Here is a 21,880-nt window from a genome sequence, read left to right as displayed (position 1 = left end):
ACTCAACCATGCTTGAGCGCGTAGCAGGTGTGTCCGTCGTTGGTTGATGTCAGCCTCAAAAGCCGCGACCTTACCATTTTTAACGTCTTCTGGGGATGGTTGCGAAAAGCCAGCGCGGTATCTTTCAACATGAGGCTGGTAGTTCTCCATCCAGTCCAATTCGCTCTCCGTGATCACCAACTGCTGCTGCAAATTATCAAGCTGCAATCTTAGGCGTGTTGATTGGGCTTGAGTATCAGCCAGGGCTTGTTTTGCAACGCCTAGTCGATACTGATAATTTGCTTCAATCTCTTCTGGAGTTCCTTCCTCAAGTATTGTTCGCAACTGATCGAGCGGCTCAACAACACCTTGGGGAATATACTTTGCAGTCCTAGTCTCAACTATGCGTAAAGATTCAGCATAGTCGGCAATCAAAAGATTCTGGGATTCTAGCTGATTGGCAGTACTGGCGATCGCGGCTTCAAGGCGCTCTATATCGCTTTTGAGGGCTTGAACTGGTGTGGCTACGGTTGTTTTAGGCATTTTCTTTCAATTCCTTGCTCAAAATATGCTCGTCAAAAAGCCGCGCTCTCTGAACCCATCTGTGTCTGGAAGAAAAATACTCAGCATTCCGCTTTGTTCGTCCCACCATCTGAGCCACTCTTGCAACTGAGCGCTGACCTGGTGGCAGTTGCAGATACTTCAAGAAAAGCGAATAACTCCAGCCATCCTCGCCAACTAACATGTCCCAAGGCTGCCTGGGTGGTATCGCAGGCAATTCATCCGCAAACAATTCAGATATCATTCCTAATTCCGTTAAGCAACGATACCCGTATATTATCGCAGAAACCCCGAAAACACGCGGTTGCAAGGGTAAAAGGCGACCGAATAAGTGCCGAGCGTTCTATCCTGTTACCGTAACTTTACGGTAACAGTGGCAACCTATCGGCGATCGCCAAGGATACTCACGCCGCGACCTTTTCTCGCTTTTTGGAATGCTTGCGTTTTCTACCCTTCAGCACTGGTGGGCGATAAGCGTCTTTAAGTTTCTTACCATCAGTTAGGGTCGCCAAGCCTCCTTCTAACAAGCACTCCAGCCGCCAATACTCGCCTTGCTGGGCATTAGGTAAGAATCCTTCGACCGGGACAAAGAAATCAGGTTGAAACTTAGGGCTTACCTGGACAACGATTATTAGGCGTGTTTTGGCTCTTTCATTGAATGCTGGAGTCGGTTAAGTTAAAATAAAAGCCCCAATCTCATCTAATGTCTGCGGTATAATATTTAAATCTTCCGCGCAACTTGAAATGCAGCTAAGTTAAACAGGTGAATTTCGCCCTGAAATTGCTGTTTGATCGCAGTTCTCAATCCCGAAAGTAGATTTACTCTCACTTGCGACTCTAAAGCGACGTACTGTGAACCACTACTCAAATAATCGAGATACCGATCAACGCTATAGGTTTGTTCGCAAGGGAAGATTTCTGTAGAGGGAGGTTCAAACAATCCCGAATCCCCGACAGGTTTTCCCAAGCCTGCGGCAATTTCAGCTTGTTTCTCTTGACCTTGGTACTCTGGTGCGATATCGGGCGCGTAAGCTTGATAAACCTGATTCAAGACTTGATGAACTTCATAACTTGGCTCAAGCGTCAAGTTCCAAAGTAAAACGAGAGAACCATCCTCTCGTAACGTCTGTGATGCTTTCACATATTTGATGCCGGATGATATCCAGTGCCATGCATTTGCTGCTAGTACAATTTGATACGCTTGTGGTTGAACTTGCCACTCCTCGAAGGATTCCTGAAAGAGTTGAACCAAGGGAAATGCTGCAAGACGACGTGCTGCAACTTGGCAGAAATCTCGATTCGGTTCTACCGCATCGATTGCACATCCAAACTGAGCAAAGTTAATCGTCGCAATTCCTGACCCGCATCCGACTTCGAGAATAGTTGAGTCAGGGGAAAGGTGAGCGGCTTCAATCGTTCGCTGTATTAGTGCTTCAGGATAGCGGGGTCTGCCTCGATCATAAGCTTCCACAACTGGCGTGTACCAAACCTTCCGTTGCTCTAAGTCTCGATTTGAATACTCGTTAAATATTTTGACCGAATCTGCCATGATTCTTACCCGTGCAAGTCATTTTCAAGCTTAACTCTCTTGTCGGATCTCATGCCAAATAGGGGCAAGTTGGTAAAGCAAGAAAGTAGGTTGTGTAACATTTATTTACAACATGTCCCCTGAATGCGCGTATCCCGGCTTAACCCATCAAGGTTAGTCTATTGCCATCCTCGACTAATTCGCCTTTAATGGTCGCGATGGCTTGATTTAACAATGTTCTTTCCATACTTTTCTTATTAGGCTCCTTCAAAGTGCGATAACAAATAAATCCCTGGAATCTGAGTATTCGATCATGCCATCTGCCCCAACATCCACAGCGGCGATCGCGTTGTGCTTGTCCCAGTTAGACATTGTTCCACTAGATAAAGTTTGTCCCGTAAAGTGGTTCCTAATTTCAACCGTGGAGCCAATATACAGTGCTGGATCGCCGCCGTCCAACTCTACTTGCATCAACGAAATCGGCTCATCCAATGTTAGTAAAGTTGGTGACTCAGTAGAATTATTCAACACCTCCGGGGACACCCCCTCTCCCCCCCCTATGTGAAAGTTGTTGAGTAATACGCTGTCGTCCATTACTGGTAAAGGTTTTAAATCCTCAACAGTACCCAATGTATCAAAAAGTTGTTGAGTATTTTCAGTAGGTTGTTGAGTATTTTGGTTTTTTTGTTGAGTATTTTGTAAACCATTATGGGTAAGGCTTTCAGCACAATACTCAACAATTGACACAGGGTGGGGGGGGGAGAGGGAGTCCCCCCCCTTGTTGAGTAATTTACAATCCGTTACGTTTGCGTGTTGAGTATTCTTGAGGATATAAAGCGTTACTCTTTTATCAGTGGGAGACTTGATAGTTGAGATGAGCAGCTTCGCCTCCATGCGACTCAGCGCCGTGTAGATACCGCGACCTTCTTCTTGATTCATCCCTAATAATTCGATGACGTTGCGTCCCGATAATCCACCGGGGTTGATACGAAGAACTGACATGATGCGGTCATTAATTGAGTTTTGCTCTTTAATTACCTCTAAGTCAGTGCGTTGGTACGAATTGTTTTCTGGGTTAAACTCGGCAGCTATCAACTGCCCTTCGCCCTCTCGAACGAATGCGGCAAAAAGGCGCTTTGGATCGGCGGGGTCGATGATCATTTTCTTGCTGTTGTTAGGGTCGGGTTTTGGCACACAATCTAGTAACCAACTTCCCCATCCCGCACCAGCAATCGCACTAGATCCGCGAAGCTTGCCAACGCCCAAGGCATCGGGATTCTTGCCTGTGTGGTGAATCAAAATCCCTGCTGTTTGATACTGAGTAAAAAGATTTCTCAGGGCGTAAATATTGTTAGAGAATTCTGCTGAGTTCTCACTGATAATACTGCCGACGCTTATACTTTTTAGAGAATCAATAATTACCAAGGCGGGGCGAAATTCGGCTAAGGTTTGTTCGAGTTCGTAAAGCTTATCGATAGTCCAGTCGAAAATAACCTCCAGCCACTCGCTGTCCGACTCTCTAAACCCTCGTCGGATCAACTGGCTTTTAGTGGATCTGGGGCTTGCGTCGTTGGAGACGAAAAGAACCTTACCTCTGTCGCAGCGCATCCCCAAAAAGTCATCTTCACCCGTGGCGATCGCGAATGCAGCATCGATAGCCATCAAAGTTTTTCCTGCCTTTGGTGCGCCACCAAGAATAATTAACTCGCCTCGTGGTAGTAATTCTGGAATAAGCCAGGACAATTCTTGAGTCTCGTGATTTAGTAAGTCGCTCAGGCTCATGCGCTTTAAGCCAGAAGTCGAAGTTTTACGCTCTGTCTCCTGAACTAATTCTTCAATTTCTGCCTTGCTAATGCGATAATGGCTGCAAATCTGAGCGCGTTTGCGGACACGAGCTATTTTGTCCTTTTCTTGCGATAAATCCAACAATGCCAACCTAAGCCGCTCATCTTCGCTGTAAATCACTTCTCCATTAATGATGGGCATGTTCTCGTTTCTTCCCTGCTGAACTTGTGAACGCTGCTTACGTAACCATGCTTGATAGCATCCTTGTAGCTTTTCATCATCTAAGCTTGGGTTCTTAGCGATCATTTCAGCTTTACGCCACCATCCCTCAGCCTCCCCTCGCACGTCAGAACCAAGCGGAGGCGTACAGTTGGCGCAAAATCGCTCATAAAGGACACGAGCTGCGCCTTGGTAGTCAATGCCTAGTTCGTAAAGACGACGGGCAGTAGCCACTAAATTAAGGCTGAGTTTCTGGGCTGCGTCGTTGCGAGAGCCATCACCAGCACCATTTACAATTAAATCTAGGTCTTTGTTGCCCAAGAAAATCTCTAATGGCGGTTTATCTGTATATTTGGTTGGGGGCTGCTTAAACTTGGGTTCTGAGACGCTGGGTGCAGGTCGATTGCGGTTTAGCATCATCTCAATTACCCACATGGGACACTCGGCAATCTCAACATCTTGGGGAGATCGCACCCAGTGATAAGCGCCTGTTTCTGGGTGAACTGATGGCGGAAGCACACTTTGCAGTCCGCTCCAGCGAAACTCTAGTTGTTGCTCCTTGTCGTCGTCACCTTTGACACCAGTCTTAAACTTGGTAGTCTTAAATACTTGCCAGTACTCTTGCGGAACAAGATACGCCAACTGCCTGCGCCCAGGCTTACCGGAAGCCCAGATAATTGTGTCGGGCAAGTCTCCCTTCGACATTTCTTGTAATAATGCTTCTGCTGCGTGTCCGTCGGCATCAATGGCTAAAATCCCGCCAGACACTTCACCTGTGCGGATGCCGTAACCTCTAGCCCGACCTTTTAATTCGCGGACAATGGCATCTCGGCTGATTGGCGCTTCTTTCTGCCAATTATCACGGTAAGGGCGCTTGTTGCCATCGACAGGGGTTAACGCCCAGATCGAGGGAAGTAGTTCTAAGCCAGAGATTAAGTTGATTGATATAGAGTTCATTGTTTACCTCCAGTTTTTTGTTTTTTTCTGGGGGTAACTCTTGTTGATCCGTTTCGCCTACGGTAGAATTATGTTAGCGAAAGCGGTCAACTCAACCTTGGAAAGTTTAGGAGTTACCCGCGATGTATGGTTCGATAGAAACCGCCGTAGATTTGCCGTCTTGCGGCGGTTTCTCTGTTTGGGGCTTTCAAAATCACAAACCATAAGTCAAAAATCAGTGCAAAATACTGACGGACTTATAATAAAAGTGATTGCCCCTTAGCTTTGATGATTTCTGGCATATTTTGCTAAGATCCCTGTTAACGTAACGTTCTGGTAACTAGGCGGTTGCGACTGTCTCGGCTTTTGGCTTCTTTTCAAAAGTCTGGATGTTTGGCTCTAATAATTTAAAACCATCTTTAGTAACCTCGCCCATCTTACCCGCGATCGCACCCACCCACATCGGATAGTTGGCTTGGGCATCGGCAAGCTTCTTCCAGACTTTCGGCTTAACAGTAATACTGACGACCTGCCCGTCGCAGTCAACCTGAAAGTGCTGCCACCCGTTTTCGACTGCGGTGGCGCTGGGCAGTTCGCTTATTTTTATAGTGATTTCTAATTTTCCTGATATCATAAGCCCTCTTAAATACTAGATCCGCCGTTGCGATCGCGGAGGTATTGCAAAATTTGCCCCACCGAACGCTCTAAGCTAGCGGTTGATTGGGCAAGATTGGCTGTTGTCTGTTGTTGCGCGAGTGCGATTGTTAATAACTGCTGTAGACTTTCTTGCATTCCTGCGATGGTTTCGGTATTAATTGTTGCGCGTTCCCATGTCTCACTTACTCGCTGCTCTAAGCGATCAAGTCGGGAAGCGTCCTGGGGTTGGTCTGGATTGGTCATTTTTTGTCCTCTTGCTGTACTACTTTTTACCTTTTTTGTTGCTCCTCGGCTCTTTCCGACCGCGACCAGTAGTTTCAACTGCTTGCAGGACGATGGATTCTATTAAATTGCTAACGGTTCTGTTTTCTTCTAAAGCCCAATCCTCAAGAATCTCCTTAATCTCGTCATCACAAACGAAAGCTACTCGCGGTCTTCTAGAAGCCATACTTATTTTCAGCGTCTGCACTTTGTCTCCATCGTAAGACATCGGAGGACAACAGACAAATAGTTATTTATTATCCAGTGGTTGACAGTGGCATCCTGTGTAAGCTATATTAACTTACATAGGCAACAAACGGCAAGATCGACAAGCGAAGCCAAAGCAACCAGCGAATGACAACCCAGCGAGAAGTTGAGGATTGTACCCGCTAACTGCCCAAAGTTAAGCCCCGTAAGCCTGAGTGCCATCAACTAACAACTTCATTCACATTGAATAAGGATGGTCATGAATGACTTATCTGGCAAGCACTGCCATTAGTGGCATTGTAAGTCATGACGCAATACCCTGCGGTTGGGATTGCGGAAATGGCTATGCAAAACTGCACTCAGCAGACGGTGAAATACTTATGCCGTCGTACTTTTATCAAATTGATGACCATGATTGCGCCAACTATGAGGCGCTTGGTAACGGGTCGATGATTGAATACCTCTCCGGCGATCGCCTTGACCTAATAAATACGCGCTGGCTGATTGGCGAGACTGCTGAAATCTATCACCCATTGAATTATCAACGGATCGTAGATGATCACAAGCACAAGGTTAATTATGGGTTGCAGATGCTCTTAGGGGCAATTGCTCTTATGCCCAAGCAGAACAACTACCACCTAACAGTTGTGGCAAGCCTGCATGACTCGCAAGCATTCGCCGCCGACTTGAGGAAAGCATTGCAAGGTAGTCATCGGGTAAAGCTCAATGGCACGTCTTGCACGGTAACGCTCTTCGTTCAAGTAACTGAAGAGGGGATAGGCGCACTAATCATGAATCGTGTCCCCGGTCAACGTAAGGTAGCTTTGATTGACTTGGGGCATGGGACATCAATTACAAGCATCTTTGAGGGTAATAAATTACTCCAAAACTCTCGCATTGTGGAGCCTGTCGGTGTTTATCATCTGTGCAGCAACATCGCAAACAGCATTGAGACACGTCGCAAGTTGGGCAAGCCAGCATCTATCCATCTAATCAGAGAAGGCATTTACAATCAATTCCACTACGGTACAACTGGGTGGCAGTTTGATGAGGTGTACACCGTCGAATTAAAACCTTGGCTTAAATCTTGCCTAGCTAAAGCCTTCAAACACCTACAGAGCCGTGCTGATGACTTGGATGTAATTTACTTACTTGGTGGCGGCGCAAACCTTCCCAACGTGAGCGCGATCGCCTCTAGGCAGGGTATTGCAACTATCCAAAGTTCTCAGATGGCAAACGTTCAAGGCTTGTTAAAACTGGCGACTTTACGACAATTACAGGACAAGAATCATGGCTGATAGCAATCGAGTGAGCATTCCAAAAGAGCTAATCCCGCACGTCAAGAGAGAGGCGCAAGGCTTGTTACTAACTGATGATTTAAGCTCTGCGGTTGCCTGGATACTGCGAAAGTACTTTAAAGATCATTCTCAAGCAATTGTATCCACCACAAGCACAGTCACAAAGGCTGAAGCATTGGCAGATTATGACGATCTATTCGTCGCCTAGTCACCGTAACTTTACGTTAACAGAGGATTTTTATGGATCTCAACACAGTTTTGGAAATGGACAATGCAGAAGGCTCTGAAGCATTGATTGCCCTAGACGCGATCGCGACTCAGTTGGAAGATTATCGCGCCAAATATCCGAACACCTTCTCATTTTTATGCGGTGAAGGTCGCAGAGGCTCTGACTTTACCTTGGTTGATGCAGCTTCGGCTTTAGCGGATGCCTGTGAACATGTAGCAGAGGGGGAGTAATGGCATATTCGGTAGTTAACCTGGCATCAGCCAACGCGATATTTGCAGCCATCAACGTGCAGATCATTAAGCACGAGCTTGGCTACTACTTCGCCAAAGTGGACGGTGAAGAACTGAAAGAAGTGCGATTGATTGATCTTAGCCACGCCATTTTGAGGAAATTATCATGCAGCGACTAGAACCAATCTTCGATACCTCGCAGGTATCTACAACCAAGGTGTATCAAATCAAAGGTAAGCTATATCGCTATCTACACCAAGATCCATACTGTCGCTCCGACCACCCCCAATGGATCTTTGAACCGTTATCAGGGCAGAAGTCAAAGGCATCTATCAAGGTCAACATTAACAAAATTCGCTCTGGGTGCATCAGTGAAGTGGTTGGTGCAGTTGCTTCTCCAAGACTGGAAGCAACGCCCAGAGCAATCCAACAAAGTTTGTTTTAGGGGAGCGGTTGCCAGTTGTTCAGGCAGAGCGACCGCGACCCAGGATGCATCTCCACCGCAAATGTAAGACACAACAAGAAAATTATGGCACGAAAAGAAGTATTCACCAGCGACAGAGACGATAAAGGCGACTTGAGCATTCAATTCACCCCACTTATAAACTACACCCCTGCCGAGGTGGAGGCAGGCAACAAACTGGTTGAAATCTTGAACAACCCAAGCCTCAACGATGCCGAGAAGAAGGATGCAGTTTGGGACATTCTCAAAGGCGCTTAAAGGAAAACAACACAACAACGCGAGAACATCAAACAAATGCAACCTATAGGATACTTTTGCTCAGGCGCTATGCCGGGAGACGAGGGATTAATCGCTGACATGCAGAACGCATGGGGGTCTACTTTTGAAGCCCTCAACAACTCAGAAAGACTCTGGCTGCTCTCTTGTGTAGCAGGAACGATGACCGCAGATGCGACAGAGGAATACAACCCACACGAGGTAGGCGACCTTACGTCAGCGACTGAAAGATTCAACGAGTTGAGCTTTTACGAGCAAGTGGCGCTGACAGAAGCGCTGATCCATCAGATCAAGTATCACCGATATAACCGATAAACCATTATGGGGTGGCTCATGCTGCCCCTTAAAACCAATGTCAACGAACAAATTTACTTTTTTGGAACGATTCATTCTAGATATTTGCTGGCTTTTAGAAGATCCACTAGATAGCGTGTGTAACGGTGTTCTCGCTCCCATTGCAACCCAATTGCTCATGCTCCGCGATCAAATTGAAGTCAGCATTATTGTCGCAGAAAGCCGCAGGTAAACCATTATGGGGTGGCATGGCTGCCCCACTTAAACCATGAGCAACCAACTAGAAGAAATATCACGACAGGTCGAAGATGCCCTGCGGGTCGTCAAGGTTAAGCCCTCAACGATTTGGTGGAGCATCGCTGGCGTAGTTGCCGTAATAATCAGCTACCCCTCAATGAAAGCTTATCTATCTGACATGAATGCGGTTCGGCGGGAAGTCACAGTGCAAACCGCAAAGGTTGACGCTCTGACTCGCGAAGCTGAGATGGAGAAAGCCCAGGCTGAAGTCGCAAACGAACGCTATAAGCAATGCCTCCCGGTCGTTGGGGAGAACTACAGAAACGGCACGCACTATTTTGCAGGGCTAGTAGAAGGTAGCGTCCCGACCGACCGCATTACCGGGAAACCGTTACCAACTGGAACGGTGATCTGCGACGCGAGTGGAACGACCGCAGTGATTGATGAGAAAGGCGCAGTCAAAGCGACGGCTTACACAGGCGACCGCGATGTGGTGCAGTCACGGTTAAAGCGATTTAGAGGCAGTCAGTACAGTCAACCAGTAGCCAAATAAGGAGCAAACGATGAATACAGCAGGAACACCAGGAAACGGCAGCGCACGCCCACCAGGGTACGCAAAGCCTAAAGGTAAGAAAAAGTTTACGATAATAACCCTTTTGATGTGGATAATCACTGCATTAATTGGGTGGGCAATATTTACAAACATTAAGCCCTATGAGGTTTTAGCCACAAGGTTTTTGATAGGGGTTAGTTACCAGTCGCTAGGCAACTTTTTAACGTCAATTCCCTTCCTTGGGGGGATCTTCAAACTTATTTGGAGCTTACTTGGATTGGGGATGGGGACTCTCCTCTGGGCATTCTTCCAAATACTAGAATTGTTACCCCTTGCCCTTTTCGGTCACTCCGCCTTTCTTGATAACTCAATCGCTAGGGCGGGAGGCAAGAAGTATAACACCTTGGAGAATGACCACTGGGAAGTGAAGGTTGCGAAAACAGTTGGTAACAGCCTTAGTACTGAGGTCTTACGGTTTCTGATACTGCTGGGGATTGCGGTGTATGTCGTGGACTTCTTCCTTTGCCTCTACATTTTCCCTCCAGTGAAAGGGGGAACCATTGCAGACCTTTTCAAGGTGCTTTATACCGGGCAATTCGGCAAGCTTGATTGGGGTAATATTTTTGTCGCTCTGATAACTGTAACCGCTGTCGAACTTCTGTTTAAGCTTCGGAGCATTTTAAAGAAAGTCGCCGACGACATAAACGGCTAAAAAAAGGATGGGCTGGGCATTTTCCGAGGTTCGATTCCTCGGCATCCTCTGACCATTACAAACTTGATCATGGCTAAATACGTGAATACTAAATTTAACCCGGACGGCGACTTCAAGGATCTAGAAACATGGGAGGCAATTGCCCAAAGAAAAGCGACAGAGCAAAGCATCACAGCAAAAGTGATTGGCGGCATCGTGATCGGTGGCACTGGAATAATGATGGGTGTTCCCGCGCTGGGTGGAGTCATAGGAGCATGGTTATTGAAGTCCGCTTACGACGGGGTAGTTTCTTCGGGCAACCGCTTAAAAATAGTAAGGGATTTGGGGTGTTATGCCTGGGTGTTAGAAGAGGCTGACTTTAGGACTTACGTTCGGCAATTTGGCGAGGATGCGGTGTCAAATGAGCTTAGACGCGCTATTGATGCCGACTGCGAATTAAGTAACTTCGCCCACAATTGGCTACGTTTACGAGGAGAAGACCCCAGAAAGATAGAACCTTCCAGAGAAAGGGAGGAGCAACAGTCAGGCAGATCACAAACTGTTAGTGGGCAACAGGCACGCCAACAGCTAGAAACAGTCTTGAACCGACCATTAATCACACCACCTTCTAATACTTCAATAAAATCCAATACTGAGACTTGGAACCCTTATGCTTCGTCTGAGATTGACATTATTAAAGAGGCTGGAGCATCAATCGGAAATCTCTTTATAGTCGGGCTAGGTGGCAGCGGTAAAGGCATGTTAGTGGCTTGTTTGCTCCGAGAAATAAAAGCTAACTACCCCAACAGAAAGGTGTTTCTAATTAACGGAAAAGACGATCCGAAAGAGTATGGCTATTTTGAAGGAATTGTTGACGAGCAGCGACGGTTAAACTGTGAAGCTGCCAGCCCTTCTACGGTCGCTGCTTGGTTTGAAGCCGCCGTTGGTGACTATGATGATTATGCTCTACAAAACAACGGTGCGCTATTAGTAATTGATGAAGGAACTATCATCGGCGCAAGGCTGAAAGTTGCTAAATCTACCGCGCTAGGTGACAAGCTTATTGGCATAACTTCTAGCGGTGGGAGTGCTAACAAAAACATCTATTTTGTCGCTCAAACTCCTTACGTTGGCGCTAACGGTAGCGACCTTTCCGCTATTAGTCAGTTAACGCCCTTGGCAATCATTCATAAGAGCAATTTAGCAGTTTTAGACATGTGGAAAACCGCCAAGCTGTTTAGGACTTTCAACACAGAAGAAATCGAGGGACTAATCAATTATTCCGAGTGCGACCGCGCTCTTTACTACGGCAAAGCAGCCAAGTGGTATGTGATGCCTAAGCTTGTTAATCACTCTGGCTACGACAGAGAAACACAAACATTCTTAAATCCTCAAGATGCCCCCAAGGAAGACATAACTATTAGTGACGATCAAAGCGAAAAAGAAAGCGAAAGTAGGACATTGGAAGTGGTAGCTGACTTATCACCCAATGCAAAACTTATCCTTCGTTGGCTGCAAAGCGACCGTAAGGATCAGTGGGTCAAATTTAAAGGAGCTAAAGGCAGAGACGGAAGTTTTAGACTGCTACTAGCAGAGAATAAGATGAATAGCGACATGCGAGATGATGCTCTGTCTGAGCTAATTGATGCAGAAAAAATTGAGATGTCAGCCGACGAACAATCCATTAAGTTGCTCTAGGCATTTGGGGTGGTTAATGGTTATTGGCTAGACAAGAGGGGTGGTTTACAACGCATAACCAGGGGTTCCAGCCCTTAGCCACCTGTCTTTAGCCATTAACCACCCTACTTTTAGCCACCTTCTTAGCCACCCTCTACACCCAATTAATGTTAGCTAGTGCTGCGCGGTTGCTATTAACTAAACCAATCAAATTTTTCGCAAAACTGCGACGAGTAACCCAAAACTAAAACTTATCGGAGAATCAACATGCTTTCATTTAGACTTTTAAAAAGAATCGGATACTTTGGCTCTTTATTAAGTCCTCTCATGCTGCTTGTTTCAGTGCTGAGGTTAATGTCAAATGATTTACTATCTGCACACTTCTGGGCATTGGTCGCTGTCGGTTTTATCTCTACCTCTGCTCTACTAATTTATATCACCCAAGATATTTAACCCTTTCCGCTAGCGCTACAAAACGGGCGCTAGCCACTATCAACTAGCTAATAGGAACTAACCATGTACGCAATTCCAGAACTACTTAATAACATTTCCAGCATTGAATACGATCAGCGAATCTTCTTCACAGATCCAAACTATCAACAGTAGTACATAGAAGTTGAAGAAAGCTACGACGAAGAAACGGAAGAATGTTTTCCAAATGCAAGAGTCCAGAACTGGGACAACTGCTATCGGTTTTCTGATAGCACGGGAGAGACAGTAGCACAAGCTGTTACGCGATGTCTTTACGATGTTGGCTTGATCAACGAAGAAACTTACTTACAATACCAAGGATAGAACCATGCAATTTATCAGCAGACTAACTAATACAATCAGCCGCTACTTAACCCTAATAGGCGACCAACAAATCATCGATCAGCGCATCAAGGAGCTATGTGAAATAGAGAAAGAGGTCACTATTAAACGGGCATACTTGGGGGATGCTGAAGTTGATGATCTACAGGTCTTAACCCACGCCGAACAAGTCAAGTTGTTAAGGGCGCTAATACTTCAAAAAGTCGCCAACAACGAAAACGCGGAGGAAACGATCGCCGCTTTGGAATTGATAGAAAACAAGCCACCACATACGATTAAGCACGACCACTTGTATAGCATTCCAATACTGAGCGAGATAGGCGATGTTCTGAGAATAGCAACATTAGCCGGGACATTAATTGGAGGGGCGTTGCTGGTCATTCTAGCGGTCAATCCTGGCTTCTGTGGAGAGCGGAACGGTAGCCAGTTTTGCGATCAAACTCGCTCAGTCTATCGATATTTCTACAATCCAAAGGGAGAATAGATCATGTTTAGCAAACAACAGCTACAAGTACTATTAGACGCGGAGTCTGGCGACGACTGGACAATCGAATATTTTTTAGAACGCCTGCCTGAAATAGCAGAACAATCGGACATCTCTGGCGCTGAGTTTGACAACCTGATGATCTGGATATCGAGCTTGAGTAGAGAGGAAGTCTATACCCTGCAAATGGCTTTGATCGGCTTGTTAGACCTTCCAGCGTACAAAGACAGCTTCGAGGTGTAGTTCCGGCAGCTACCCCAACAAAAAAGCCCTCCAACCGACAACTGGAGGGCTTTTTGCTAGACATAGATCCGCCACGCGCAGGCGGTGCTTTGGGAAGAAAACAGCTAACATCCATATCATATCAGCTTGCGTTCATCTGTACAACACTGGTAAAGTCTGCGTATGGCTACCAAGTCATATATGCGTTGTTAGCCATCGCGTAGGCTTCAGTTACCGTAAAGTTACGATGACAGCGATTTTAAATCAGGTCGCCCAGCAGGTTTGATAATTCTTGTTGTTGCAGCGATCGCGGAGGCGAAGATCCGACGAACCAAGCAGATCCTTGAATAATAGCTCGCGTTGCCTAAACAATGCCCCGCCAGGATGACCGGGAGGGGCATTGTTTTGAGCGGGTGGGGTGTTTCTACCTGCTGTTATCTTCTGAGCATATAGCCAGTTCCTTTGTTAGCAGCCATCTTGGTGTACCTAGCAGTCATGGTGGGGGATGTGTGCCCTAGTTGTTTCATTAGGTCGGTATCAGAAGCACCCTCCAACTTTGCATTAGTAGCGTGACTATGCCGTAGGAAGTGTGGGGAAAACTTAATTCCTTTTTTGTCGCCAATCTCCTTGATCAAAGTGCGGATGTGGCGATCGCTGATAGGAACAGCGCCTTTCTTTTTGCTGTGCTTGCGTCCGGGACTAGGGAATACCGGTTCATTGTCACGGGCATCGCCGCGCCAAAGAATCAATATTGCACTAGTTTGCGGATCTAGCCCAATAGTTCTAGTTTTATTGCCTTTGCCCCTTACTGTAAGGTTGAGAACGGTTACGCCGTCTTGGTTGGTAACTTCTTGCACATCGCTCCAAAACAGCCCTTCACTAGTGACCCTCGGCTTTTTAGGATCGTTAGAGTTGGGCGCTGTTATTCTAGCGATTTCACCAACACGGCAACCGGAATAATAAAGAAGCGTGAAGACGACATAGTGCAGTTGAGTTAAGCCGGATTGTCCATCCTCCAAGATGCCTTCTATCTGGTTAATTTTATTGACAGGTAAATATCGGCTGGCGGTCTTGTCTTGCCAGTCAATGCTCAGTTCTTGAGCAATATTATGGCTAAAATAACCAATCGATTCTTTACAACCAAACTTCCATAGAGAGCGAATTGCACAGGCATACTTGGCGACTGCATTCTGACTCATTCCTGTTTTGCCGTTCCTGAGCAATTTTTCATCTTTTAGGTAAGCAACGAAGAACTGCAAATGCCCTAACGTGCAAAGTCGCAGATCAGGTAGATTATAACGCTCTGCAAGCCAGTTAGTAAGCTCATGACCAATGGTGCGATAGCTGCGGCGGGTCTGGTCTGATTTCAGCTTCTGAGAATGCAACCACATATTAATTAGTTCGGAAGCGGACATAATTTTCTGACGGTTCGGGAAATAGTAATCTTTAAGTATGTCCGCTGGATTCGATACCGGAGAAATTGCCTCTGGAGACAATTCAATCTCGGCGACATGGATGGGTAGGTTGGTCATTTTTGGTGGTACATTTTTGACTTACCACCCATTCTACAATCCGATAATGTTTATTCCCGGATTCTTCTTACACTCAGAATCATAGAAAAAATCCCCACTTTTTGAGTAGGGACATAGAGTTTTGACAATGTAAAGATGCTGGGATTAAATCCGCAAAACTTGACAACGGGATGGGATTTTGGATGAGGCGATCGCCCGACCGGAGGTCATCGCCGTTCTGTCCAGTTACGGTAAGTTTACGATAACTGTGAGTTTTTCGCGTTATTCTTTACTTACTGTCAAGGCAGTATTTTTACAGAGCTACTCCTACTCCAGAAGGTTTATTATGACAACGACATGGAACGACATGTGTAACGCAACCACTAAGAAAGAGTTTGTGGAAGCTATTACCACAGAAGCTTGGGATTTTGCTGAGGTATGCAATCGTTTTGATGGAAGTAGTAAGCCGATTACTGTTGACGGTTTGATAAATGATATTTGTAGAACAGTTGGATGCAAGCCTAAAGAGTTCAATGATTTGCGACAAAGACATGGGTTCTCGGATGCTGAGATGCTTCAGGTAGCAACAACGGATTGGCGAAAAATAGCTACACAGCATAATATTTCGTGGGACGAAGAATATGGGGAGGAAATCGAGCGGTTGGCAGAAAGGGATGAATGAACTATCAATAATTTGTCTTCCCGGACACTAGCGATGATAGAAAATGCTCCTAGTTTTGGGTTAGGAGCATAGAATGTTTAATGATTAAGGATCGGTTAACGCCGCCAGTTACCGCAACGTCAAGATGACTGCTGCCGTTTTGCTTCAATTAGTTTTTCTAACATTCCTGCTTCAGCGTCCTCAATTGTATAAAACTTCCGATCTTGTTCGGCATCGATTCTGTCTGCCAGCGCGTAAAAAGCTTCATTGTCGTGGCGATGCTCCAAGACGTAACGTTTTAGCTCGCTTTTGGGCATTGTGGCAAAAACCAACTTATCCAGTTGTTTGTAGAACTCCTCAACAGTGCCAATATTATGCAGTTCAACGTCAAAAGGCTTGTTAACTAAGCACTGATCTAGTTCTTTGATACCCCGGCGATGATTGCCGTGAATCAGCACCATTTTTGCACCCATTGCTTTGGCTAAATCATACTGGCTAACCAGCCTTGTTGCTAGTACCGCTATGTTTACGTCCCGCTGGCTTAATTGCGTGAGAGCGATCGCGCCCAACTGCGTGACACCTTCATGATCGTGGTAATCTATTAGTGCCTGCGTGAATCCCGATTCGGCTTCCCAGTCTTTATCCGGTTCAATGTAGGTCAAGGCTTCATCTGTGTAGTACTCTGGTGCGCCAGAGAAGCCTTTGGCAACTGCGCGACGTAAAATACTAGCCCAGGCAAAACGAACAAATCCGTACTTCCCAACAATATAATCAATAGCAGTATCCTTGCCCGTGCCGCTACCAAAGCTGGTGAAGCTTAAGATTATTGACATTGGATCTCTCCCTTCTCAACTTTAGAAAACATCTGGAGAAGTAGCGCTTCTCGATCCATAGCCGCACCGTCAACGTCAGTAACCTGACCGAAGGTGTCGTCAACAACCTTTTTGCCATCCCTATAGATATGGACGTGGATTCCTTCTTCCTGGGGCAGGTCGCTAGTCCAGAGGATAGCTGGGGTTGATGCCCAGATTTTAAATTGACAGTCGCTGTAGTCTCTCAAATCAAGCGCACGATCACTTTGGGTAAATTGTGAATTCTTATTGAGATTGTCGGCTAACTCTTTGAGAGGGGAGCTAACAATAGCCTCCTTAGACCAGTTAGAATCAGATCCGCAGTTGCCGCAGAAGTGTTTTTTGTGGGGATTGATAGCAAAGTCTCCAAGGTCTAGATGCGGATGATTGCATCGGCTGCAATAAAGTGTGCCTAATGGCATTTTCTTAATTAGCGCTTCCAGATACGCGATCGCGCTGGGGGGAGAAATGACCACACGCTTAATTGAAACATTAGCAAACAGCGGAGTATTTTCAGCACAGGCAACGACAATCGCTGGGTAGTTGCGGTCTACCAGCTTCTTGCCACCCTTTTCTGGTCGGGCATGAACGTGAATTTCTGCTTTTCTTAATTCTGGTTCGTCGGTAGTATTAATCGCCGTTGGTAGCGCCGCCCAAACCCCAACGCCGCCTGCGTAGATATCGGGAGTCAAAACAAAAGGGTCTTTGGTGTAATTCATGGGTTGAATTGCATTTGCACATCGAACGTTTTCTGGATTCTTTTCGAGTTGTTGGACATCGGCGTTTGTCCCCCAGTGAACTTGATGGGTGCGACACCACCATCGCCGCTTTCCATTCCTGAACTTGCCACACTCCACGATGTCGCAGGGAAGCTCGACACCATAATTCTCGTCTTCTGAAGGAAACTTCCCGATCACGCGCTCGCTAAACGGTACAGCGTTGCCCAGCGTTCTGTTTGATGCCCACACAATAGCGAACTCTTCCGTTAGATTGGTCAATGGGGCGATTGGCTCCTCAATTCCCAATGATTCCTTAATTACGGTTTTACTCCGCTTTTTTTCTGAATCGTAAGTTTCCTGAGTCAAGTACAGATATGTTGTGCTGTCGTCATTCTTCTTTTTCTTGGTGACTCTCTTAATAGGCATTGTCCGTCGCTCCATCTTTTATTTGGTTTCCGTATACGGAAACTGGATATATTGTACACGGGAAATTGTAATTGGTAGCTGGGCAGCTTTTACCGACATCAGCCTACTGGTCGCTGTTACCGTAACTTTACGATGACTGGCTATTTGCTAGTCGAAGTAGTCCCAGGTGATCTATATCTATGCTCTGGCAAAACCCTGTGGTCGCGGTCTGTGGGGCTGTACAAAAGTTGCGGCTGCCTTGTAGCCCTTCTGTAACAATTGCGTGTCTCGTACCCGGTTAAAAGCCCACGTAGCAGTAGTTGCAATCTGATCCGCAGCTAGCGCGATCGCCGTCAACAAAACCAGCCCGATGATGGCGGTTTCTGGCTTTCCGCAATCATGCGGGATGCTTTCCCGGTCAGCCCCGCAAAAGTCCTGGCTGTATACTTTCTGAGATTTGGGTAAGTTGCAGACTTGATAGTTGAAGGCATCGCAAGTCAATGGGCTGGATACCCACCAGTCACCCATACTAATATCGTCGATGCCTTCAAACTCGGAAATTTGGCGGAACACAAACACCTCATCATCCTCAACTTGTCGCAGCCAAGCTAAGTTGGGCAGGATGTGCGCGAAAAGGTCTTTGTGATCCAAGCGCTCCACACCGTAGAATTCACCTTCTACCAGTTCGTCGCTATCAGGCTGCACTCGGAATGCTATCTGCTCTCTCAGACTCTCCCAGTCGCCGCTGAATGCCGGGAAAAGCCAAGTAATGAAGTTGGTATCAGCGATACGTCCCTCATGCAGTTCGGGCGTTCCAGCGTAAAGCAGGGTGATCCAAGTCGTTACGTCAGTTTCAGCCTCGGTCATGGGTTCGGGTTCTTCTGCTACGTCCTCTACCTCAGCGACGATCATTGCCTCATCCTCAGATGGATCTGTGGGTTCGGGTAAGTCGCTCAGGGTGTGAGTTACTATCTCAACTTCTGCGTTTTCTGTGAGTGTAACTTCTGGTTCGGGCGCTACTATCTCAGCTTCTGGCTCTGTCGTTTCAGCCTCAGCGGTGGCTTTCCAGCTTAAATACATCGTCAAGTATTCACGCAGATCATGAATGCTTGAGGATCTCAGGTCAATGCTGCGACCCCATTCTTCACGGGCAAGTTTGGTATAGCTGCGTAGTTGAATCTTGGTTAGGGCGTGTAGATCAATCGATGCTAATTCTTGAAATGACATGTGATAAGATCCTTGTTTGGATGGTTTAGTTTATAGTTTGCCAGGGCGATCGCAATCTTTCCAGGAGGGCGATCGCCTTTGGCGTTGTGGGTCGTTTGTGCCTCACATTTATAGTTATACCTTGGTTTACGGTTGTATACCAAGGATGGGTGATGATATTTATCTCCACTTTGAAGCCCTTGCTATAAGAATTACTTAACCATTGTCTACCTCTGACTACCGTGGTATACCATAAAGTTAGTTTGAGGACTATTTGTATGAGCAAAGCCAAGGATGATCCAAGGGATGATAGGGGACGTTTTCAAGAAAAGCCGGGAAGCTTAGACCGTAAGCCAGTTAGTTTCAAGGTATCTAAGGAGGTAAGACAATGGCTCGACGACAACCCAGAAATTGATGTTAAAGAATACTTGAGGAATTGTTTAGAGGAATATCGGCGACGAGTGATCGAGCCTCAAGAAGAAGTCCCAAAAGCGACACCCGTCTAACCGATATAGAGGCGGTTAAGCGGGTGCATGAGTACATAATTACTAGAGTGCCAGTAACTTGGCGCAAAATGATATCCCGGTTGATCAACGAAGCTATTGACCGGGTTCTCTAACAAAATGCCTGCCCCGCCCAAGTAGGACAAAGCAGACATTCTCTGTCAACGTAAAGTTACGCTAACTAGTACTCCAGTTCTAGTGACAGCGCAACCATTGTAAAATAAGGGTGTCTGGAAGCCTGCAAGCAACCGGACAAAAGAAGACTACAACAAACACTAAAAACATCATGACACAAACTGACAAACTTGTAGATAGAAGTCAAGCACCTTTTATCATGCTTGACCACCGGATCTTAGAGACTCCTTTAACGATGGAGGCTTTTAGGGTTTATGCGGAGCTTAAGAAGCACGCGGATAGACTTAGTGGCGAGTGTTTTCCTTCGTATTTGAGGTTGGGAAGACAATGCTTCAGCGCATCCTATCCATCGTGTCACGAGCAAACGCTTAGAAAAAAAGCAATGGAAGCAGTCAAGGAGTTGATTAGTTGGGGACTTCTTTATAAGGAAGAACGTTTTGTGGATAGGGCAGAGGCTTCTGACTGCAATGTTAGCAACCTATATATATTGACACCACCAGAAAAATGGCGGCGATCGCCATTAGAGATATCCACTTTAATTCGCAAGCCTGGAAACAAGCCTAAACAAAAGAAAAATGCTCAAAATGCTGATACGCAAAGAGTTGTAGGCGATTCGGGCAGGTCAACAGGTAGTGTCCCCCCGACACCACCTCAAAAAGTTATCGAAATCAATCCAGGTGGTGTCCCCCCGACACCAGGTGGTGTCCCCCCGAAACCAGGTGGTGTCCCCCCGACACTGATAGAACTAGATTCAGAAAACTATAACCAATTAACTAGATCCACACATAAGAGCGAAGAAAAATTTTGTGTGCGCGAACCTGAAGATGTTGTTAACAGTTTTCCGGAAGAAGAGGTAGCCAGCGACAGCAAATTGGAGCAGGTTGAATATCACTCATCTGACGTTGTTAACCAAAAAAAAGTTACGCAACCAACCCAAGATCCAAAAGTTGATCAGGTGTCCGCAAAGTTCGTATATAGCGAAGAAACGAATTATAGTTTTGTCGAAGATATAGAGAAGTTGCCAAGGGGTATAAATGGTAGGCGATTAGTTCCGTGGGAAAAGCAAGGCGCTTCACGAAACAATCGCTATGATCAGCCATTCGCCACCTGGATGTACGAGAATCACTTAAAGAAGTATACAGGCTTCACCTCGAAAGGCTACGAAGAGAACCTTTTGGCGATCCGAGGGTATTTGGGGAAAGTTCATACCGACTCCACTCGCATGGAGCGAGTTGTAGACTTTTGGAACGACTACGTTAAGTTGGTGAGTGTACCCCAGGAAGAACCATTGCCAGATACGCCCCTACAATCGTTTTTAACAAGCTGTGGAAGCAAGTTGAGGGGAATTCTATTAAGAAATGATTTCACCCCGGAACAACTCGAATCTATTGCTAAGTTATGGGAGGCTTGTAGGAGACGGGAAGAGTTAACCATTCTGTGCCTAGAAGAGGAGAAACTAATCAAATTGTGAAGTCGCACCATCCTCACGGCGATCGCGGTTACGCGGATCTCACACCTGCCGCCCCTAAAGAAAAAGTGGCAAAGGTCACTCGCTGACTGGCTGCCACTTATGGTTAAGAATTGGTTCTCTGCGGTATATGGTATCACCTTGCGAGTAGTGGCAGCCTGAAACTCGGTTAACTTACCAATCGCTTGACTAAGTATCCTGTTAACGCAAAGTTACGGCAACAGGGGCGCAGGCTAAAATTGGCTACACGTCGGCGACGCATCTTCTGGTGTAGCCTGCAAATTGGCTACAGTGCATCGACAGCGCGAAATGTAGATGCAGCAAGAGTTTCAGCCGTTAGCCTAGTTCTTGTAGGCTCCCTCGATCTGTGCGATGCGCTTTTTCTTCGCCGAGGCGATCGCATTTTGGGGAATGTGGCTTAAAGTTTGCCAGATCCCATCAATAAAATCAGGGGAAGTTGTTTCATCGACGTTATAGCCGTTCGCTTTTAGCCAACTCCGTTTAAACTGTCGCGAATTGCTTTCTGCCAAGATTTCCAGCATTTCTTTAGTTAGAATAATGCGCTGGTTGTCTAAAGTAATTTCTATTTCCATAAAACTCCAGTTATCGTAACTTTACGTTGACAGGACTCCCAGCCAATCGGATACTAGTTTCTGCCTCAACGATCCTTGGCGACCCCAATGCGGTAGCCTCGAATTCAACAGCGCCGGGATTGGCAGCGATCGCCGCTTTGAACTCTGCCAGTACTTCTAGGTATTGGCTTTGAGCCTCTAAAAATCGCTCTAAAACGGGTTCAATTTTGGTTCTTGCTATTACATATT

The 21,880-nt window shown here is 46.3% G+C and carries 29 protein-coding genes; 16 read left to right on the top strand and 13 right to left on the bottom strand.

Translation table 11 applies throughout. The features are described from left to right. From AABK37_RS30920 to AABK37_RS30890, 7 genes are all read right to left on the bottom strand, one after another. On the bottom strand, positions 1-522 hold a 522-nt coding region (locus AABK37_RS30920; protein ID WP_432555319.1), incomplete at its 3' end, for a hypothetical protein. Continuing rightward, a complete protein-coding gene (locus AABK37_RS30915) occupies positions 515-784 on the bottom strand; it encodes a hypothetical protein (RefSeq protein ID WP_432555318.1) in 270 nt (89 codons plus the stop codon). The genes AABK37_RS30920 and AABK37_RS30915, both read right to left, overlap by 8 nt. Positions 785-1,261: 477 nt before the next feature. Continuing rightward, a complete protein-coding gene (locus AABK37_RS30910; RefSeq protein ID WP_432555317.1) occupies positions 1,262-2,089 on the bottom strand; it encodes a class I SAM-dependent methyltransferase in 828 nt (275 codons plus the stop codon). A gap of 246 nt (positions 2,090-2,335) precedes the next feature. After that, complete coding sequence (locus AABK37_RS30905) at positions 2,336-5,029, bottom strand: bifunctional DNA primase/polymerase (protein WP_432555316.1); 2,694 nt, start codon at positions 5,027-5,029, stop codon at positions 2,336-2,338. A gap of 319 nt (positions 5,030-5,348) precedes the next feature. After that, positions 5,349-5,642, bottom strand: coding sequence for a fertility inhibition FinO-like protein (locus AABK37_RS30900; protein ID WP_432555315.1), 294 nt, complete (start codon positions 5,640-5,642; stop codon positions 5,349-5,351). An 8-nt stretch (positions 5,643-5,650) separates the two neighbouring features. Then, positions 5,651-5,908 carry a hypothetical protein gene (locus tag AABK37_RS30895; RefSeq protein WP_432555314.1) on the bottom strand — a complete coding sequence of 86 codons (258 nt, stop codon included), beginning with the start codon at positions 5,906-5,908 and terminating at the stop codon, positions 5,651-5,653. A gap of 19 nt (positions 5,909-5,927) precedes the next feature. Continuing rightward, complete coding sequence (locus AABK37_RS30890; protein ID WP_432555313.1) at positions 5,928-6,155, bottom strand: ribbon-helix-helix domain-containing protein; 228 nt, start codon at positions 6,153-6,155, stop codon at positions 5,928-5,930. A gap of 241 nt (positions 6,156-6,396) precedes the next feature. Between AABK37_RS30890 and AABK37_RS30885 the strand changes: the two genes are divergently transcribed. From AABK37_RS30885 to AABK37_RS30835, 11 genes are all read left to right on the top strand, one after another. Beyond that, positions 6,397-7,431: a ParM/StbA family protein gene (locus tag AABK37_RS30885; RefSeq protein WP_432555312.1), complete on the top strand. Its 1,035-nt coding sequence runs from the start codon at positions 6,397-6,399 to the stop codon at positions 7,429-7,431. Further along, positions 7,424-7,639: a hypothetical protein gene (locus AABK37_RS30880; protein ID WP_432555311.1), complete on the top strand. Its 216-nt coding sequence runs from the start codon at positions 7,424-7,426 to the stop codon at positions 7,637-7,639. The genes AABK37_RS30885 and AABK37_RS30880 overlap by 8 nt, the downstream gene beginning before the upstream one ends. A 32-nt stretch (positions 7,640-7,671) precedes the next feature. Further along, complete coding sequence (locus AABK37_RS30875; protein WP_432555310.1) at positions 7,672-7,890, top strand: hypothetical protein; 219 nt, start codon at positions 7,672-7,674, stop codon at positions 7,888-7,890. After that, the gene (locus AABK37_RS30870; RefSeq protein ID WP_432555309.1) at positions 7,890-8,069 is read left to right on the top strand and encodes a hypothetical protein; all 180 of its coding nucleotides are present in this window, start codon (positions 7,890-7,892) and stop codon (positions 8,067-8,069) included. The genes AABK37_RS30875 and AABK37_RS30870 overlap by 1 nt, the downstream gene beginning before the upstream one ends. Further along, positions 8,057-8,335 (top strand): hypothetical protein, encoded by a 279-nt coding sequence (locus tag AABK37_RS30865; RefSeq protein ID WP_432555308.1) that lies wholly within the window; start codon positions 8,057-8,059, stop codon positions 8,333-8,335. The genes AABK37_RS30870 and AABK37_RS30865 overlap by 13 nt, the downstream gene beginning before the upstream one ends. Positions 8,336-8,419: 84 nt before the next feature. Continuing rightward, on the top strand, positions 8,420-8,611 hold the full coding sequence (locus AABK37_RS30860) for a hypothetical protein (RefSeq protein ID WP_432555307.1): 192 nt from the start codon (positions 8,420-8,422) through the stop codon (positions 8,609-8,611). Between the two features lie 727 nt (positions 8,612-9,338). Next, complete coding sequence (locus AABK37_RS30855; RefSeq protein WP_432555306.1) at positions 9,339-9,713, top strand: hypothetical protein; 375 nt, start codon at positions 9,339-9,341, stop codon at positions 9,711-9,713. 10 nt (positions 9,714-9,723) lie between these two features. Continuing rightward, a complete protein-coding gene (locus AABK37_RS30850) occupies positions 9,724-10,425 on the top strand; it encodes a hypothetical protein (RefSeq protein ID WP_432555305.1) in 702 nt (233 codons plus the stop codon). 69 nt (positions 10,426-10,494) lie between these two features. After that, entirely contained in the window at positions 10,495-12,102 is a 1,608-nt protein-coding gene (locus AABK37_RS30845; protein WP_432555304.1) for a hypothetical protein, read from the top strand. 778 nt (positions 12,103-12,880) lie between these two features. After that, positions 12,881-13,378, top strand: a complete 498-nt coding sequence (locus AABK37_RS30840; protein ID WP_432555303.1) for a hypothetical protein — start codon at positions 12,881-12,883, stop codon at positions 13,376-13,378. Between the two features lie 3 nt (positions 13,379-13,381). Beyond that, complete coding sequence (locus AABK37_RS30835; protein ID WP_432555302.1) at positions 13,382-13,621, top strand: hypothetical protein; 240 nt, start codon at positions 13,382-13,384, stop codon at positions 13,619-13,621. A 413-nt stretch (positions 13,622-14,034) separates the two neighbouring features. Here the strand turns inward: AABK37_RS30835 and AABK37_RS30830 are convergent, their stop codons facing one another. After that, on the bottom strand, positions 14,035-15,015 hold the full coding sequence (locus AABK37_RS30830) for a tyrosine-type recombinase/integrase (protein ID WP_432555301.1): 981 nt from the start codon (positions 15,013-15,015) through the stop codon (positions 14,035-14,037). Positions 15,016-15,052: 37 nt separating this feature from the next. On the opposite strand from AABK37_RS30830, the gene AABK37_RS30825 reads away from it, so the two are divergent. After that, complete coding sequence (locus tag AABK37_RS30825; protein ID WP_432555300.1) at positions 15,053-15,217, top strand: hypothetical protein; 165 nt, start codon at positions 15,053-15,055, stop codon at positions 15,215-15,217. Positions 15,218-15,457: 240 nt separating this feature from the next. Next, on the top strand, positions 15,458-15,793 hold the full coding sequence (locus tag AABK37_RS30820) for a hypothetical protein (protein WP_432555299.1): 336 nt from the start codon (positions 15,458-15,460) through the stop codon (positions 15,791-15,793). Positions 15,794-15,912: 119 nt separating this feature from the next. Here AABK37_RS30820 and AABK37_RS30815 read toward each other — a convergent pair whose 3' ends face one another. From AABK37_RS30815 to AABK37_RS30805, 3 genes are all read right to left on the bottom strand, one after another. Further along, positions 15,913-16,605 carry a DUF6887 family protein gene (locus tag AABK37_RS30815; protein ID WP_432555298.1) on the bottom strand — a complete coding sequence of 231 codons (693 nt, stop codon included), beginning with the start codon at positions 16,603-16,605 and terminating at the stop codon, positions 15,913-15,915. Further along, on the bottom strand, positions 16,596-17,768 hold the full coding sequence (locus AABK37_RS30810; RefSeq protein WP_432555297.1) for a hypothetical protein: 1,173 nt from the start codon (positions 17,766-17,768) through the stop codon (positions 16,596-16,598). The genes AABK37_RS30815 and AABK37_RS30810 overlap by 10 nt, the downstream gene beginning before the upstream one ends. A gap of 177 nt (positions 17,769-17,945) precedes the next feature. Next, positions 17,946-18,974 carry a hypothetical protein gene (locus AABK37_RS30805; protein WP_432555296.1) on the bottom strand — a complete coding sequence of 343 codons (1,029 nt, stop codon included), beginning with the start codon at positions 18,972-18,974 and terminating at the stop codon, positions 17,946-17,948. 16 nt (positions 18,975-18,990) lie between these two features. On the opposite strand from AABK37_RS30805, the gene AABK37_RS30800 reads away from it, so the two are divergent. From AABK37_RS30800 to AABK37_RS30790, 3 genes are all read left to right on the top strand, one after another. After that, the gene (locus AABK37_RS30800; RefSeq protein WP_432555295.1) at positions 18,991-19,173 is read left to right on the top strand and encodes a hypothetical protein; all 183 of its coding nucleotides are present in this window, start codon (positions 18,991-18,993) and stop codon (positions 19,171-19,173) included. Positions 19,174-19,231: 58 nt separating this feature from the next. Continuing rightward, entirely contained in the window at positions 19,232-19,459 is a 228-nt protein-coding gene (locus AABK37_RS30795) for a hypothetical protein (RefSeq protein ID WP_432555294.1), read from the top strand. A 514-nt stretch (positions 19,460-19,973) separates the two neighbouring features. Then, complete coding sequence (locus AABK37_RS30790) at positions 19,974-21,062, top strand: hypothetical protein (protein WP_432555293.1); 1,089 nt, start codon at positions 19,974-19,976, stop codon at positions 21,060-21,062. A gap of 338 nt (positions 21,063-21,400) precedes the next feature. Here AABK37_RS30790 and AABK37_RS30785 read toward each other — a convergent pair whose 3' ends face one another. Both AABK37_RS30785 and AABK37_RS30780 read right to left on the bottom strand, forming a co-directional pair. After that, entirely contained in the window at positions 21,401-21,652 is a 252-nt protein-coding gene (locus tag AABK37_RS30785) for a hypothetical protein (RefSeq protein WP_432555292.1), read from the bottom strand. Positions 21,653-21,662: 10 nt separating this feature from the next. Then, positions 21,663-21,880, bottom strand: a 218-nt coding sequence (locus AABK37_RS30780) for a hypothetical protein (protein ID WP_432555291.1), incomplete at its 5' end; no start/stop codon positions are given.

Source organism: Tolypothrix sp. VBCCA 56010 (genome assembly GCF_050875635.1).
GTDB lineage: Bacteria > Cyanobacteriota > Cyanobacteriia > Cyanobacteriales > Nostocaceae > Hassallia.
This window is presented reverse-complemented; position numbering and strand designations above follow the sequence as displayed.